Source organism: Pantoea ananatis LMG 2665 (genome assembly GCF_000710035.2).
In the GTDB taxonomy this organism is placed as follows: domain Bacteria; phylum Pseudomonadota; class Gammaproteobacteria; order Enterobacterales; family Enterobacteriaceae; genus Pantoea; species Pantoea ananatis.
This window is the reverse complement of sequence record NZ_JMJJ01000001.1, coordinates 189,127-204,980: the sequence shown is the minus strand read 5'-3', so window position 1 is coordinate 204,980 and position 15,854 is coordinate 189,127. Positions and strand designations below refer to the sequence as shown.

General features: G+C 55.8%; 11 protein-coding genes and 1 riboswitch. Of the genes, 8 read left to right on the top strand and 3 right to left on the bottom strand.

The features are described 5' to 3' along the window. The first annotated feature begins 18 nt into the window (after window positions 1–18). Window positions 19–1,326 carry an MFS transporter gene (locus EL29_RS00885; protein WP_033765526.1) on the top strand — a complete coding sequence of 436 codons (1,308 nt, stop codon included), beginning with the start codon at window positions 19–21 and terminating at the stop codon, window positions 1,324–1,326. 43 nt (window positions 1,327–1,369) lie between these two features. Here the strand turns inward: EL29_RS00885 and EL29_RS00880 are convergent, their stop codons facing one another. Then, the gene (locus tag EL29_RS00880; protein ID WP_013024590.1) at window positions 1,370–2,548 is read right to left on the bottom strand and encodes an MFS transporter; all 1,179 of its coding nucleotides are present in this window, start codon (window positions 2,546–2,548) and stop codon (window positions 1,370–1,372) included. 255 nt (window positions 2,549–2,803) lie between these two features. Here EL29_RS00880 and sgrR point away from each other — a divergent pair, with 255 nt between their 5' ends. The 4 genes from sgrR to thiQ all read left to right on the top strand — a co-directional run bounded on the left by sgrR (window position 2,804) and on the right by thiQ (window position 7,906). Continuing rightward, the gene (gene sgrR / locus EL29_RS00875) at window positions 2,804–4,465 is read left to right on the top strand and encodes an HTH-type transcriptional regulator SgrR (protein WP_028714813.1); all 1,662 of its coding nucleotides are present in this window, start codon (window positions 2,804–2,806) and stop codon (window positions 4,463–4,465) included. 35 nt (window positions 4,466–4,500) lie between these two features. Next, a riboswitch (TPP riboswitch) is annotated at window positions 4,501–4,605 on the top strand. A gap of 43 nt (window positions 4,606–4,648) precedes the next feature. After that, entirely contained in the window at window positions 4,649–5,635 is a 987-nt protein-coding gene (gene thiB, locus EL29_RS00870) for a thiamine ABC transporter substrate binding subunit (RefSeq protein WP_013024588.1), read from the top strand. Further along, a complete protein-coding gene (gene thiP / locus EL29_RS00865; protein WP_029571395.1) occupies window positions 5,611–7,221 on the top strand; it encodes a thiamine/thiamine pyrophosphate ABC transporter permease ThiP in 1,611 nt (536 codons plus the stop codon). The genes thiB and thiP overlap by 25 nt, the downstream gene beginning before the upstream one ends. Further along, a complete protein-coding gene (thiQ, locus tag EL29_RS00860) occupies window positions 7,205–7,906 on the top strand; it encodes a thiamine ABC transporter ATP-binding protein ThiQ (protein WP_013024586.1) in 702 nt (233 codons plus the stop codon). The genes thiP and thiQ overlap by 17 nt, the downstream gene beginning before the upstream one ends. Here the strand turns inward: thiQ and EL29_RS00855 are convergent. Further along, a complete protein-coding gene (locus EL29_RS00855) occupies window positions 7,903–8,667 on the bottom strand; it encodes a DedA family protein (protein ID WP_013024585.1) in 765 nt (254 codons plus the stop codon). The genes thiQ and EL29_RS00855 overlap by 4 nt on opposite strands. Window positions 8,668–8,834: 167 nt before the next feature. On the opposite strand from EL29_RS00855, the gene polB reads away from it, so the two are divergent. The 3 genes from polB to rluA all read left to right on the top strand — a co-directional run bounded on the left by polB (window position 8,835) and on the right by rluA (window position 14,948). Beyond that, the gene (gene polB / locus EL29_RS00850) at window positions 8,835–11,195 is read left to right on the top strand and encodes a DNA polymerase II (protein WP_028714812.1); all 2,361 of its coding nucleotides are present in this window, start codon (window positions 8,835–8,837) and stop codon (window positions 11,193–11,195) included. 155 nt (window positions 11,196–11,350) lie between these two features. Continuing rightward, a complete protein-coding gene (gene rapA, locus EL29_RS00845; RefSeq protein WP_028714811.1) occupies window positions 11,351–14,257 on the top strand; it encodes an RNA polymerase-associated protein RapA in 2,907 nt (968 codons plus the stop codon). Between the two features lie 37 nt (window positions 14,258–14,294). After that, on the top strand, window positions 14,295–14,948 hold the full coding sequence (gene rluA / locus EL29_RS00840) for a bifunctional tRNA pseudouridine(32) synthase/23S rRNA pseudouridine(746) synthase RluA (RefSeq protein ID WP_028714810.1): 654 nt from the start codon (window positions 14,295–14,297) through the stop codon (window positions 14,946–14,948). Between the two features lie 57 nt (window positions 14,949–15,005). On the opposite strand, the gene djlA is transcribed toward rluA, so the two are convergent. Next, complete coding sequence (djlA, locus tag EL29_RS00835; protein ID WP_013024581.1) at window positions 15,006–15,821, bottom strand: co-chaperone DjlA; 816 nt, start codon at window positions 15,819–15,821, stop codon at window positions 15,006–15,008. Window positions 15,822–15,854: the final 33 nt, after the last annotated feature.

Genomic DNA, 15,854 nt, shown 5'->3' with positions numbered 1-15,854 from the left:
AAACTTCAGGGATACATCATGGAAAAGTTATACAATGAGGAACACGCTGGCAGGCGCACGCCGAAAAATAAACCCACGAAAGTCAGAATAATCATTCTGCTATTAATATCCGCTGGCACAATGATTAACTATCTTGATCGGACAATTTTAGGCATCGTTGCGCCAAAAATCACCCGCGAACTTGAAATCGATCCCGCTATGATGGGCGTGGCTTTTTCTGCCTTCGCCTGGACGTATACGCTGGCACAAATCCCCGGAGGGATGTTTTTAGATCGCTTTGGTAACAAACTGACCTACGCCCTTTCCGTGCTGTTGTGGTCGATTTTCACTCTACTGCAAACATTTACTCTTGGGCTCAAGTCTTTGATCTTACTGAGACTGGGGCTGGGATTGAGCGAAGCACCCTGTTTTCCGGTTAACAGTCGCGTAGTGGCAAAATGGTTCCCGCGTCATGAACGTGCCCGCGCCACCGCAACCTATACTGTCGGGGAATATATTGGTCTGGCGGCTTTCTCGCCCTTACTCTATCTCATTCTGGAGTATCACGGCTGGCGCAGCCTTTTTTTTATTACCGGCGGAGCCGGTATTCTGTTCACGTTTATTTGGTGGCGACTTTACCATGAGCCTGAAGCATCCCAAAAAGCCAATCAGGAAGAAATTGATTACATTATCAATAATGAACCCATTGAAACATTAAAAAACGCGCCCTTTAATTGGCCCGATGCCAAACGTTTACTCTGCTGCCGGCAAATTATTGGTGCCAGTCTCGGACAATTCGCTGGAAATACGACCCTGGTGTTTTTTCTGACATGGTTTCCCACCTATTTAGCGAAAGAACGGCAACTGGAATGGCTTCAGGTGGGCTTTTTCTCTGTATGGCCATTTATGGCTGCCGCTGTAGGCGTTATTTTTGGCGGGTGGCTCTCAGATAAACTGTTGAATGCAACAGGATCTATTAATGTGAGCCGAAAACTTCCGGTTATTAGCGGCCTGGTGCTTTCCGGCACGATTATTGCGGCTAACTGGATGAGTTCAGACAGCGCCGTTATCATCGTTATGTCCATTGCCTTTTTTGGACAAGGCATGGTCGGTCTGGGCTGGACAATAATCGCAGATATTGCCCCGGCTTCTATGGCAGGACTCACTGGTGGTATATTTAACTTTTGCGCCAATATGGCTTCGATTTTAGCGCCCCTGATTATCGGCATTATCATTTCAATGACAAGCAGCTTTTTTTATGCGCTCGTGTATATCGGTATCACTGCGGTGATTGGCTTAGTCGCCTATATCTTTATCATTGGCGATATTAAGCGGATTGTGCTCTAAAGCACCGTTCCCCCGGCACTGTTATGCCGGGGGAACGTGCTTATTAAACGTCTTTAACGTTGCGTATCATTCCCAGCGTCAGTAAAGCAATCGCGGCAATCACCCAGTAAACGCTGCCGTGACCAAAATGTTCAACCAGTATGCCCTGAAATAACCCCGCCAAAATAATGCCGGTCGAAATGCTGTTGGTAAACAGGGTTGTGGCTGCGCCCGCCCGCCCCGGCATCAGATCCTGAAACCACAACATTCCAATGCCCGCAACAACGCCGATAAACAGGGCGTTGAACACCTGCAGGACCAGCAGCGCCAGGTGGCTGTGAAACAGAATCAGGCCGCTGTAAAACACAACGGCGGAGGCCACCGCGCCCACCATCATCTTTCGCTTACCCCAACGTTTGGCATAGAAACCGGCCAGGATCATGACCGGGATTTCCAACCCGGCGGCCGTGCCCATTAAGAGACCGGCAAGCTTTTCGGGCAGGCCCAGATCGTTGCTGATCCACAGCGGCATATCGATAATGTACATGGTGTTACAGGTCCACATCAGCGTTGATGCGGCAAACAAAATGCGCACGTCACGAATCCGCCAGCCGCTCAGGGGGATCCCGCCCGACTGCATCAGGGAAGCCGCGCGCGGCACCGAGGGCACGGTAAACCAGATCAGCAGGAAACAGAGAAAAAACAAGCCGGCCGCCACGCTGAACAGCGTAACGAAACCAAAATTCAGCGCCAGCGCAAACGACAGCGGTGGCCCAATCACCCACGCCAGCGACACCTGAGCGCGCATAATGGAACTGAACATCACCACTTCGCGCGAGGAACTGTCGGCATATTCTCGCGCCAGCGCAAAGAGCTGCGGCATGGCGACGTTCGCCAGCGACGATAACAGCACGCCCAGCGTTATCAGCGTCAGGTAATGGCGGGTAAACGCGAACAGTATGGCGTTTGCCAGGGCAAGGATACAGCACACTAAGATGATATTCCGCCGATCGCCAACGCTGTCGGAGCGCTTTGCGATCATCATGCTGACCACAATGCCGGCGATGGCATTGATGGTAAAAAACAGCCCGACCCACAGCGGTGGCACCTGTACTTCTCGCGATAAAAACAGGCTCAGCGTCGGCGCCTGCAGCGCACCGGCCACGCCGAGGATAAAGGCTGTCACCATAAAAGCCAAAAAGACCGGATTGAAACGGCGCGAGAACGATAACAAAGATTTCATGCCTTATCCCTGACAGAACAACGGGAGAAACGGGAACAATGGAACCCCGACCCAAACCTACAACGTAAAAAAAACCAGCAGAATAACCCTGCTGGCGAAATCGTAACACACTACTCAGAAGGGACAGACATCGCTGCCAGTCCATGTCAGAGCGCCATTCATTACTGAATGCCTCCCGCTCTTCCAATACAGGAAAGATTGCCTCTAAAATGGGGTAAGAAAAACAGAGCACCTTTATCAGGGAGTTCCTCTTTTATGTCGTCATCACGTCTGAAGCAGCAGTTCATTCGTCTGTGGCAAAATTGCCAGGGACAACCACAGGAAACAACCCTGGGCGAACTGGCTGATTTGCTGCACTGTTCGCGTCGCCATATGCGAAACCTGCTCAACAGAATGCAAGCGGCTGGCTGGCTCACCTGGCAGGCCGAAGCCGGACGGGGCAAACGTTCCCTGATGACCTTCTGCTACACCGGGCTGGCGCTCCAGCAGCAGCGTGCCGAAGATCTTCTGGAGCAGGATCGTATCGATCAGTTAGTCCAGCTGGTGGGGGATAAAGATCAGGTCAGACAGATGATCAGCGCCCACCTGGGGCGGAGCTTCCGCCAGGGCAAACATATTTTGCGCGTCCTCTATTATCGCCCTCTGCTGAATCTGTTACCCGGTTCGCCCCTGCGCCGTTCGGAAACCCATATTGCCCGCCAGATCTTTAGCGGCCTGACGCGCATAAATGAGGAAAAGGGGGAAATCGAGGCCGATATCGCCCATCACTGGCAGCAAACATCCGATCTCCACTGGCGCTTTTATTTACGTCCTGCCATTCGTTTTCATCATGGCCGGGAGCTGGACATGGCCGATGTGATCGCAAGCCTGGAACGCCTGCGTCAGTATCCCCTGTTTTCTCATATCCAACGGCTCGACTCACCGGCCCCCTGGACCCTGGATATCTATCTGGATCAGCCCGACAGCTGGCTGCCCTGGCTGCTGGGCAGCGTCAGCGCCATGATTCTGCCACGGGAATGGCCTGAAATTCGCGATTTTGCCCGTCAACCTTTGGGAACAGGTCCTTATCGGGTCGTCCGTAATCAGCACAGCCAGTTGAAGATAGAAGCGTTTGACGACTACTTTGGCTATCGCGCGCTGATCGATGATGTGTCGGTGTGGGTACTGCCAGAGATCAGTGAAGAGCTGGTTTATGCAGGGGTTCGCCTGCAGGGCGAAAAAGCCGATGAGAAACAGGAAGAGAGCCGGCTTGAAGAAGGTTGCTACTATTTACTGTTCGATCAGCGTTCAGAAAAAATGGCCGATCGAGACATTCGACGCTGGCTCAGCGACCTGCTTAACCCGATTGCACTCCTCAATAATGCGGGCAGGGGTTATCAGCGCTACTGGTTCCCGGCTTACGGCCTGCTACCCCGCTGGCACCATCGCCGCGATCTGACCCCAGTGGACAAACCGGCGGGCCTCACGAGCCTGACGTTAACCTGGTATAACCAGCATATTGAGCATGTCAGTATTACGGATGCCTTACGTCCGTTGCTGGCAGAACAGGGCGTTACGTTGAACACCCGGGAAGTCAGTTACGAAAGCTGGCATCAGGGCGAAGGCGAGAGTGATATCTGGCTGGGTAGCGTCAATTTTACCCTGCCCCTCGAATATTCCCTGTTTGCCCTGTTATACGAAACGCCGTTGATGCAGCACTGTATGCCTGTTAACTGGCAGCAGGATGCCACGCGCTGGCGTGAAAAAACGCTCTCCCTCGCTGAATGGGGTAAATATCTGGTGGAAAATAGCTGGCTTCATCCGCTGTTTCATCACTGGCTGCTGCTGGAGGGCCAGCGCAGTATGCGCGGCGTGCGGATGAATACATTGGGCTGGTTTGATTTTAAATCCGCCTGGTTTGCCCCGCCTACGCTGTGAGCCTTTCCCCTTGCGCATTTAATGACTAGAATGTGGCGTTCTCAACGGGGTGCCCCTTTCCACAGTGTCAGGGCGCTGAGAAATACCCGTCGAACCTGAATCGGTTAATACCGACGTAGGGATTTGAGAGGTTGTTTTGCTCAGATCCTTTGCGACTCAACCCTGCCGCCCTAGGAGCGCAAAGTGTTAAAAAACGTCCTGCCCGTGCTGCTGTTACTCTCTGCCCCGGTCTTTGCGGCCAAACCTGTCCTGACGGTTTACACCTACGACGCCTTTTCCGCTGACTGGGGGCCGGGTCCGGCCGTCAAAAAAGCCTTTGAAGCCCAGTGCGGTTGCGAGCTGAAATTTGTCGCGCTGGAAGACGGTGTTTCGCTGCTGAACCGTGTACGTATGGAAGGCAAGAACACAAAGGCCGATGTGGTACTAGGCCTGGATAACAACCTTCTGCAGGCCGCGCAGCAAACCGGCCTGTTTGCCAAAAGCGACGTGGATACCCGTGAGCTGCAGGTGCCCGGCGGCTGGAAGGACACCACCTTTGTGCCGTTCGATTACGGTTATTTCGCATTCGTGTACAACAAAAACACGCTAAAAAATCCCCCCACAAGCCTGAAAGAACTGGTCGAAAGCCCAGAGAAATGGCGCGTGATTTATGAAGATCCTCGCACCAGCACGCCAGGCCTTGGCCTGCTGCTGTGGATGCAAAAGGTTTACGGGGACAACGCGCCTGAGGCCTGGCAAAAGCTGGCGAAGAAAACCGTCACGGTCACCAAAGGCTGGAGTGAAGCCTACGGCCTGTTTCTTAAAGGCGAGAGCGATCTGGTGCTGAGCTATACCACGTCACCGGCTTATCACATCATTGAAGAGAAAAAAGATAACTATGCTGCGGCATCCTTCGCCGAAGGCAACTATCTGCAGGTTGAGGTGGCCGCCCGACTGGCGAACAGCAAGCAGCCCAAACTGGCAGAACAGTTTATGCAATTCATGGTTACGCCAGCCTTTCAGAACACCATCCCTACCGGGAACTGGATGTATCCGGTGATCAAAACTGACCTCCCCGCCGGGTTTGCCTCGCTCAGCGTGCCGAAGACAACATTGCAGTTTTCACCGGAAGAGGTTGCCAGCCACCGTTCGCAATGGGTTAGCCAATGGCAACGCGCCGTCAGCCGTTAATCCCTTTCTGGCTGATTCCGGGTTCGCTCGCCACGCTGCTGCTCTGCAGCGTGGCGCTGCTGGCCTTCACAGCACTGTGGATGGCGGCGCCAGCGACCAACTGGCGGTCTGTCCTGCAGGATACGTATCTGCATCATGTTATTGGCTTTTCGTTTAAGCAGGCGCTGCTTTCCGCCCTGCTCTCCTTGCTGCCGGCCATTCCATTGTCCCGAGCCCTTTATCGGCGGCGCTTTCCCGGACGTCAGGTGTTGCTGCGCCTGTGCGCCATGACGCTGGTTCTGCCCGTGCTGGTGGCCGTATTCGGCCTGCTCACCGTCTATGGTCGGGTGGGCTGGCTGGCACAGCTTTGCGCCTGGCTTGGCGTGGACTATCACTTCTCGCCTTACGGGCTTCAGGGAATTTTACTGGCCCATGTGTTTTTCAACCTGCCGCTGGCCACGCGCCTGATGCTGCAGGCGCTGGAAAGCATTCCTGCCGAACAGCGTCAGCTTGCTGCCCAACTGAACATACGTGGCTGGCATCATTTCCGGCTGCTTGAATGGCCCTGGCTGCGCCGCCAGCTCCTGCCCACCGGGGCATTAATCTTTATGCTCTGTTTTGCCAGTTTTGCCACCGTGCTATCGCTGGGTGGCGGGCCGCAGGCGACCACCATCGAACTGGCCATCTTCCAGGCGCTAAGCTATGACTACGATCCGGGCCGCGCGGCGCTCCTGGCGCTGATTCAGCTCAGCTGCTGCCTGGTGCTGGTGCTCCTCAGCCAGCGCTTCAGCAACGCCATTCCGGCGGGTAGTCCGCAACTGAACGGCTGGCGCGATCCTCAGGATTCCACGCTGGCCCGCGTCAGCGACGCCGCCATCATCTTTTTCGCCCTGCTGCTGCTACTCCCACCGCTGCTGGCGGTGATCGTAAATGGTCTGGATGGCGGGCTTCGGGGCGCGTTACAGCAACCGGCGTTATGGCAGGCAACGTTGACCTCGTTACGTATCGCGCTCGGCGCCGGCGTGCTGTGTCTGGTCCTGACCACCATGCTGTTGTGGAGCAGCCGGGAGCTGCGCCTGCGGCAGCATACACTCGCCGCACAGATCATGGACACCAGCGGCATGCTGATTTTGGCAATGCCCGGTATCGTGCTGGCAACCGGCTTTTTCCTGCTACTGAACGCCACGACCGGCTTGCCGGACTCCGCGGATGGCGTGGTGATCTTTGCCAATGCGTTAATCGCGATTCCCTACGCGTTGAAAGTGCTGGAAAACCCGATGCGGGATATCGCTGAACGTTACGCCCACCTTTGCGGGGCACTGGGCATCAGCGGCTGGGACCGCCTGTGGCTGATTGAACTCCGGGCGTTGAAACGTCCGCTGGCGCAGGCGCTGGCGTTTGCCTGCGTGCTGTCGATTGGTGATTTTGGCGTCGTGGCGCTGTTTGGTAATGGCGATTTCCGCACGCTGCCGTTCTACCTTTATCAGCAGATAGGCGCCTATCGCGGTGCCGATGGTGCCGTTACTGCACTGTTATTGCTGCTACTCTGCCTGTCTCTGTTCACCTTGATGGAAAAATTACCGGGCCGCCATGCTGACACTGAATAATCTGACTTACCTGTATCAGCATTTGCCGATGCGTTTTTCCCTTCACGCCGGGCGCGGCGAACGACTGGCGATTCTCGGCCCAAGCGGGGCAGGTAAAAGTACGTTATTAAACCTGATTGCCGGTTTTCTGCCCGTCAGCCAGGGCAGCCTGACGATTAACGGTGTTGACCATACGAATAGCGTGCCCGCCCAGCGCCCGGTATCAATGCTGTTTCAGGAAAATAACCTGTTTCCGCACCTGAGCGTAGAACAGAACCTGGGGCTGGGCTTACATCCCGGTCTGAAGCTGACCTCAGATCAGCGCCAGCAGGTGACGACCATTGCGCAGCAGGTCGGACTCAGTGAGATGCTGTCACGCCTGCCGGGCCAGCTCTCGGGAGGACAACGCCAGCGCGTTGCCCTGGCACGCTGTTTACTGCGCGATCGCCCGGTGCTGCTGCTGGATGAACCTTTTTCGGCGCTCGATCCAGCCCTGCGCGGCGAGATGCTTAATCTGGTGCGCACCGTCTGCGAAACCCGTGCGATTACGTTGCTGATGGTGTCGCACAGTCTTGAAGACGCACAGCAGATAGCGCCACGTAGCGTGGTGGTGGTGGATGGACGCGTTTACTGGCAGGGATCGACGGACGCACTGTTGTCAGGGAACATACGGGAAGCCGATGTGCTCGGCATCCCGCGCCGTTAACCGATAAAGACCTGCCACAACAGGTGGCGGAAAATCGGCATCATCGGATGAAACTGGATGCCGACGAACGCCGCAACGGCCACCACAAAACTTAGCGGCGCCAGCCAGCGCAGACGTTCGGGTGGCAAATACGCCGTCGCCCAGTCGCGCGTTTTTCCACTGCGCCACCAGCGCCAGCACAGCCAGCATCCCAGCCATACCAGGATAGCAACGCCTAATAACAGCCAGATGAAATGGCCGCCCTGGGCTTCTTTCGGAACATCAATCGCGACGCCTGCCAGAATACCCGGCAATAAATAGAGCGGTGGCCATAAAATACAGCCGATCAGATTGGGGGGCAGAAATTTGCGTACCGGCAATTCCAGCATGCCCGCCACCAGCGGGATCAGCGGTCGGGTTGGCCCGACAAAGCGCCCGACCAGAATGGTAAACATGCTGTGCTGATACAGCGCGTGTTCGGTCTTATCCAGCAGCCCTTTGTACTTTTGCAGGTATTTCCAGCGATGGAGCGGCCCCTGAAACTTCCAGCCAATGCCATAGGAAACCCAGTCGCCCAGCAGGCAGCCAATGAAGCCCGCGGCCCAGGCGGGATATAAGCCGATCTGTCCACTGCCCACCAGCGCACCCAGGCTCGCCATCATGACGGTGCCAGGGAGTAACAGCCCCACGAACGCCAATGACTCCAGAAACGTCACCAGCGCGACGGCAAACAGCGCCCACTCCAGCGACTGTGTAATCAGGTGTTCAACCCAGGCTTCCATATCAATCCTCAGAAAAAGCAGAAGGCTGGATTGTCCAGAGCAGACATCACAGCGTCAAGGCAAGAATTGTAGGCCAATATTGACAAAACGCACCGGCAGACACTGTATAAATATCCATGTTATACTGGTCAATGAGATGTCCGACTCGCTATCTGCCTGGAGAATACGTGAATAAGCCCCGCGCAGGGTTTCTGCTCAGCCGTCACTGGCGCGACACGCCGCAAGGCACCGAAATTACGCTGTGGCTGGCCACCGACGAGGGTGCTCAGCGCGTTGTGCTGCCTTTACAGGAATCCGTGACGTTTATTCCCTGTGAATATCAGGCGCAGGTCGACACGCTGTTGCAGGGCGAGCGCCAGCTGCGGATGCAGCCTCTGCAATTAAAAGATTTTCGCCGCCGTCCAGTATTTGGCCTGTACTGCCGGCAGCATCGCCAGTTGCAGTGGGTTGAAAAGAAACTGCGCGAAAGCGGTATCCCCCTGTATGAATCCGACATTCGTCCACCCGAACGCTACCTAATGGAACGGTTTATTACCGCGCCCGTGTGGTTTGATGGTGACATTCAGGGCGACACATGGGTTAACGCCCGTCTGAAACCCCATCCCGATTACCGGCCCCCGCTGAAGTGGGTCTCGCTGGATATTGAAACGACCCAGCATGGCGAGCTTTACTGCATTGGTCTGGAAGGCTGCGGACAGCGCCAGGTTTTCATGCTGGGACCGCCTAACGGCGACGCCAGCGAACTGGATTTCGAACTTATCTATCTTGAGAGCCGCCCGCAGTTGCTGGAGGCGCTGAATCGCTGGTTTGCCGATAACGATCCGGATGTGATTATCGGCTGGAACGTGGTGCAGTTTGACCTGCGCGTGCTGCAGAAACACGCCGATCGCTACGGCATTCCGTTACGCCTTGGCCGCCAGCAGGCCGCGCTGGAGTGGCGCGAGCATGGGTTTAAACCCGGCGTGTTTTTTGCCCAGGCGACAGGTCGCCTGATTATTGACGGCATCGATGCCCTGAAATCCGCCTTCTGGGATTTTCCCTCTTTTAGTCTGGAATCTGTTTCGCAACAGCTGCTCGGTGAAGGCAAAGCCATTGATAACCCATGGCAGCGCATGGAAGAGATCAACTGGCGTTTTGCCAACGATAAACCGGCGCTGGCGCGCTACAACCTGAAGGACTGCGAGCTGGTCACGCGCATCTTTCATAAAACCGAGATCATGCCGTTTTTACTGGAGCGCGCTGCCGTTAACGGGCTGGCAGTCGATCGCCACGGCGGCTCCGTCGCGGCATTCGGTCATCTGTACATCCCCCGCATGCACCGGGCCGGTTTTGTCGCCCCGAATCTGGGCGATGTGGCGCCGGAAGCCAGCCCCGGCGGCTACGTGATGGATTCCCGGCCCGGCCTGTATGATTCCGTGTTAGTGCTGGATTATAAAAGCCTGTATCCCTCGATTATCCGCACCTTTCTGATCGATCCCGTCGGGCTCATCGAAGGTCTGGCGCACCCAACGGATGCGGACTCGGTGCCCGGTTTTCGCGAGGCGCGCTTCTCACGTGAGACGCATTGCCTGCCCGCCATCGTAGAGCAGATTTGGCAGGGGCGCGAAACCGCAAAAACACAGGGCAATAAACCCCTGTCGCAGGCCCTGAAAATCATCATGAATGCGTTTTACGGCGTGCTCGGCACCAGCGCCTGCCGCTTTTTTGACCCTCGCCTGGCCTCGTCTATCACGCTGCGCGGTCATGCCATCATGCAGCAAACCCGTGAACTCATTGAAGCCGAAGGGTACGATGTGATTTATGGCGACACCGATTCGACCTTTGTCTGGCTGAAATCCGCCCGGGATGAAGACGAGGCAGAGGCAATTGGCCGGGCACTGGCCGGGAAGGTCAACGGTTGGTGGCGTGAACATCTGCAGCAGCAATACGGCCTGACCAGCGCCCTGGAGCTGGAGTATGAAAATCACTTTTGCCGATTCCTGATGCCGACGATTCGCGGTGCTGAACAGGGCAGTAAAAAACGCTATGCGGGCTTAATTCGGGCAGGCGAAAGTGAGCGTATGGTGTTCAAAGGACTGGAATCGGTACGTACCGACTGGACGCCGCTGGCGCAGCAGTTTCAGCAGGAGCTTTACAGCCGCATATTTCATCGCCAGCCGTGGGAAGACTATGTTCGTAACACGGTAGCCCAGCTGTTGGCAGGTGAGCTGGACGACAGGCTGATTTATAAAAAGCGCCTGCGCCGCCCACTGAACGAGTATGAACGCAATGTGCCGCCCCATGTCCGCGCCGCCCGTCTGGCTGATGAGCAGAATCGTAAGCTGGGCCGGCCGTTGCAATATCAGACCGGGGGCCGCATTCGTTATGTGATTGCCACCGGCGGCCCCGAGCCGGTAGAGGCCCGAACCACGCCGCTGGACTACGATCACTACGTGACTAAACAGCTGCAGCCCGTAGCCGAAGGCATTCTGCCTTTTGTCGATGGCGACTTTGCTACACTCATTACCGGGCAGTTAGGCCTTTTTTGACAGGTGACGAATGCCCTGCCATCCAGTACCATAACGCCCTTCCTCAAAACTCACTGCTCTGACATGACGCACCAGGCCCTTTTGCCTGGATGAAATGCTATTGCCTGAGAATGGGGAACACCTTCAAAAACGTTAAAAATTCGAGCAAAAATTATATGGTTTTTACATTAGGTCAGCGTTGGATTAGTGATACAGAAAGTGAACTGGGATTAGGCACCGTGGTGGCGATTGATACGCGCATGATCACCCTGCTGTTCCCGGCCACAGGGGAAAATCGCCTCTACGCTCGCAGCGACTCGCCGGTCACCCGCGTGATTTTTAATCCGGGTGATACCGTTACCAGCCACGAAGGCTGGCAGATGCAGGTCGATGAAGTACGCAATGACAATGACCTGATAACCTATATCGGCACGCGCCTTGATACCGAAGAAACCCACGTCATGCTGCGTGAAGTGATGCTCGACAGCAAACTGGTGTTCAGCAAACCTCAGGACAGGCTGTTTGCAGGCCAGCTCGACCGTATGGATCGCTTCGCCCTGCGTTTTCGCGCACGTAAATATCAAAGTGAGCAGTATCGCCTGCCCGTCAGCGGCCTGCGCGGCATGCGTACCAATCTGATCCCCCACCAGCTGCATATCGCCCACGACGTAGGCCGCCGCCATGCGCCGCGCGTCCTGCTGGCGGATGAGGTCGGCCTGGGGAAAACCATCGAAGCCGGCATGATCATCCAGCAGCAGCTGTTGGCAGGCCGTGCTGAACGCGTACTTATCGTCGTGCCAGAAACCCTGCAACATCAGTGGCTGGTAGAAATGCTGCGCCGCTTCAACCTGCGCTTCGCCCTGTTTGACGACGATCGTTACGCTGAAGCGCAGCACGACAGCGACAATGCCTTTGACACCGAACAGTTGATTATCTGCTCGCTGGACTTTGTGCGTCGCAACAAACAGCGTCTGGATAAGCTGGCGGACGCAGACTGGGATTTAATGGTGGTGGATGAAGCGCACCATTTGGCCTGGTCCGAAGGCGAACCAAGCCGTGAGTATCAGGTGATCGAAAAACTGGCTGAAAAAACGCCGGGCGTCCTGTTACTGACCGCGACGCCAGAACAGCTGGGCATGGAGAGTCATTTTGCGCGCCTGCGCTTGCTTGACCCCGACCGTTTTCATGATTTTGCCGCCTTTGTTGAAGAGCAGCAGCACTTCCGCCCGATTGCCGATGCGGTGACATCGCTGCTGGCCGATCATGCCATCTCACAAAACGAGATGAATATGATCAATGAGCTGGTCGGCGAGCAGGATATTGAACCGCTGCTGCAGGTGGCAAACAGCGATCGTGAAGGCAAACAGGACGCGCGCAGCGAACTCATTTCCATGCTGATGGATCGCCACGGTACCAGCCGCGTGCTGTTCCGTAATACCCGCAACGGGGTGAAAGGCTTCCCGAAACGTGAGTTACACGCCATTCGTCTGCCCCTGCCGGCTCAGTATCAAACGGCCATTAAGGTGTCCGGTATTATGGGCACACGTAAAAGCGCAGAAGCGCGCGCGCGCGATCTGCTCTATCCGGAACAGATTTATCAGGAGTTCGAAGGCGATACCGGCACCTGGTGGAACTTCGATCCGCGCGTTGAATGGCTCATGGGTTACCTGACCAGCAACCGTAAAGAAAAAGTGCTGGTGATCTGTGCTCAGGCCGCTACAGCACTTCAACTGGAGCAGGTGCTGCGTGAACGTGAAGGGATTCGCGCCGCCGTGTTCCATGAAGGGCTGTCGATCATTGAACGCGATCGGGCTGCCGCCTGGTTCGCTTCTGAAGAGAACGGCGCACAAGTTCTGCTGTGTTCCGAAATTGGTTCCGAAGGCCGTAACTTTCAGTTCGCCAGCCGTCTGGTGATGTTCGATCTGCCGTTTAACCCGGATCTGCTGGAACAGCGTATTGGCCGACTGGATCGTATTGGCCAGGCGCACGATATTCAGATTCTGGTCCCCTGGCTGGAGAAAACGGCCCAGGCCGTGCTGCTGCGCTGGTATCACGAAGGGCTGGACGCGTTCGAGCACACCTGCCCGACCGGCAGAGCCATCTACGACAGCGTCAACGCAGAGCTGATTAACTACCTGGCCGCACCGGAAAACAGCGACGGGTTTGATGATTTCATTAGCGAATGCCGTAAGCAGCATGATGCGCTGAAATCCCAACTCGAACAGGGCCGCGACCGCCTGCTGGAGCTAAACTCTAACGGTGGTGAAGCCGCCCAGGCGCTGGCCAATACTATTGCCGAACAGGATAATGATACCGAACTGGTTAACTTTGCTCTTAACCTGTTTGATATCGTCGGCATTAATCAGGAAGACCGCAGTGATAACCTGATCGTGCTGACACCTTCAGATCATATGCTGGTTCCGGACTTTCCTGGCCTGCCGGAAGACGGCTGTACGATCACCTTCAATCGCGATCAGGCCCTGTCGCGTGAAGATACGCAGTTTATTACCTGGGAACATCCGTTAATCCGTAATGGCCTGGATCTGATTCTGTCAGGTGACACCGGCAGTTGTGCGCTGTCGCTGTTAAAGAACAAGGCATTGCCTGTGGGAACACTGCTGGTCGAGATGATCTACGTGGTGGAATCCCAGGCACCGAAACATCTGCAGCTAACCCGCTTCCTGCCCCCTACGCCGGTGCGCCTGCTGCTGGATCGCAACGGGACGAACCTGGCCGGTAAAGTGGAATTCGAAAGCTTCAACCGCCAGTTGAATGCCGTTAACCGCCACACCGGAAGTAAGCTGGTGAATGCCGTACAGCAGGACGTTCACGCGATCCTGACGCTGGCTGAAAAAGAAGTCGTCAGTGAAGCACGTGCCGTTATTGACGCGGCACGGCGCGAGGCGAGCGAAAAGCTGGGGGCCGAGTTATCACGTCTGGAAGCACTGAAAGCCGTTAACCCCAACATCCGTGACGATGAGGTCGATGCGCTGGAAACGAATCGCCAGCAGGTACTGGAGAGTCTGGATGAAGCGAACTGGCGACTGGATGCACTGCGTCTGATTGTGGTTACGCATCAATAAGTTCAGGGCCGCAAGGCCCTCTTTTTTGGAATAGAGTATGGAACCCTACAATCCGCCGCTTGAGCCCTGGCTGCACATTCTGTATCAGGATGCCCATATCATGGTGGTGAATAAGCCCAGCGGCCTGCTTTCGGTACCCGGTCGGCTTGACGAGCACAAAGACAGCGTGATGACGCGGATCCAACGCGATTATCCTGAGGCGGAATCTGTGCATCGGCTGGACATGGCGACCAGCGGCGTGATTGTGGTCGCCCTGACAAAGGCCGCAGAGCGCGAGCTTAAACGCCAGTTTCGTGAACGCGAGCCTGCAAAGACCTATGTGGCCCGGGTTTGGGGCCATCCGGCGCAGGAGAAGGGCATGGTGGATTTACCGCTGATTTGCGACTGGCCTAATCGCCCGAAGCAGAAAGTGTGTTTCGACACCGGCAAGTCGGCGCAAACCGACTATCAGGTTGTGGAATACGGTGAAGATAACAGCGCGCGCGTCGCGCTCAAACCGATTACCGGGCGCTCGCATCAGCTGCGCGTACATATGTTGGCGCTGGGCCATCCGATTCTGGGTGACGGTTTTTACGCACATCCGGAAGCAAAAGCCATGTCAGATCGTCTTCTGCTGCACGCCGAATCGCTGACCATCACGCACCCGGCGTTTGGTAATGCCATGACCTTCAGGCAGCCTGCCGATTTTTAATCTGCCATGATGCTAATGCTTCGCGCGCCCTCGCCATCAGCCGGGCGCGCATCTCACTTATTTAAAGCCTTTTTCTTTGCGAATCAGATCGTAAGCCGACTGAATGTCCTGCGCTTTCTGTTTCGCCATCTCCATCATTTCGGGCGGCAGACCTTTCGCCACCAGCTTATCCGGGTGATGTTCACTCATCAGTTTGCGATAGGCGCGTTTGATGGTGGTGGCATCGTCGGTGGTTTTCACACCCAAAACGTTACAGGCATCGGATAACGTCGGGCCTCGTTGCGCCTGCTGAAAACCGCCCTGCTGTGAATAGCTGCGACCGCCGCCGAACTGCTGTCCCCCCTCCATCATGCGCAGAAACTGGTCGAACTGACTCTGAGAAATCCCCAGTTCTTCACCAATCACATACAGCACCTGACGTTCATTGGGATGCAGCGACCCATCGGCAAACGCGGCCTGGATCTGAATTTCCAGAAACATCCTAATCAGATCAAAACGTCCGAAGCAGGCACTGCGCAATTCACGCAGTTTGGTACGGAGCGGATATTCCCCCTGCTTGCCTTCGCGAAAGGCGCGCTGTGCAGCCATTCGGGCATCGCCATGCAGCTGCATGCGATCCATAAACAGCGATGCAATCTGAATATCCGCTTCGGTTACGCGCCCTTTCGACTTGGTTAAGTGCCCCATGACCTGAAAAGTCGTGCTGAAAAAGAGTGACTGCCGGGTCTGATTATTTGAGAAGTAAGCTTTGCTCTGCGCGCCGCGAACCTTGTCAAATCCATGCCCAATGATCAGACCAATAACAATTCCCCAAAAGCCTGCGCCGGACAGCAATCCAAGCACTAAACCTATTACTTTTCCCCAGTAGCGCATAAACTCCTCAATTCGCCATGCTTACGGCTGAAA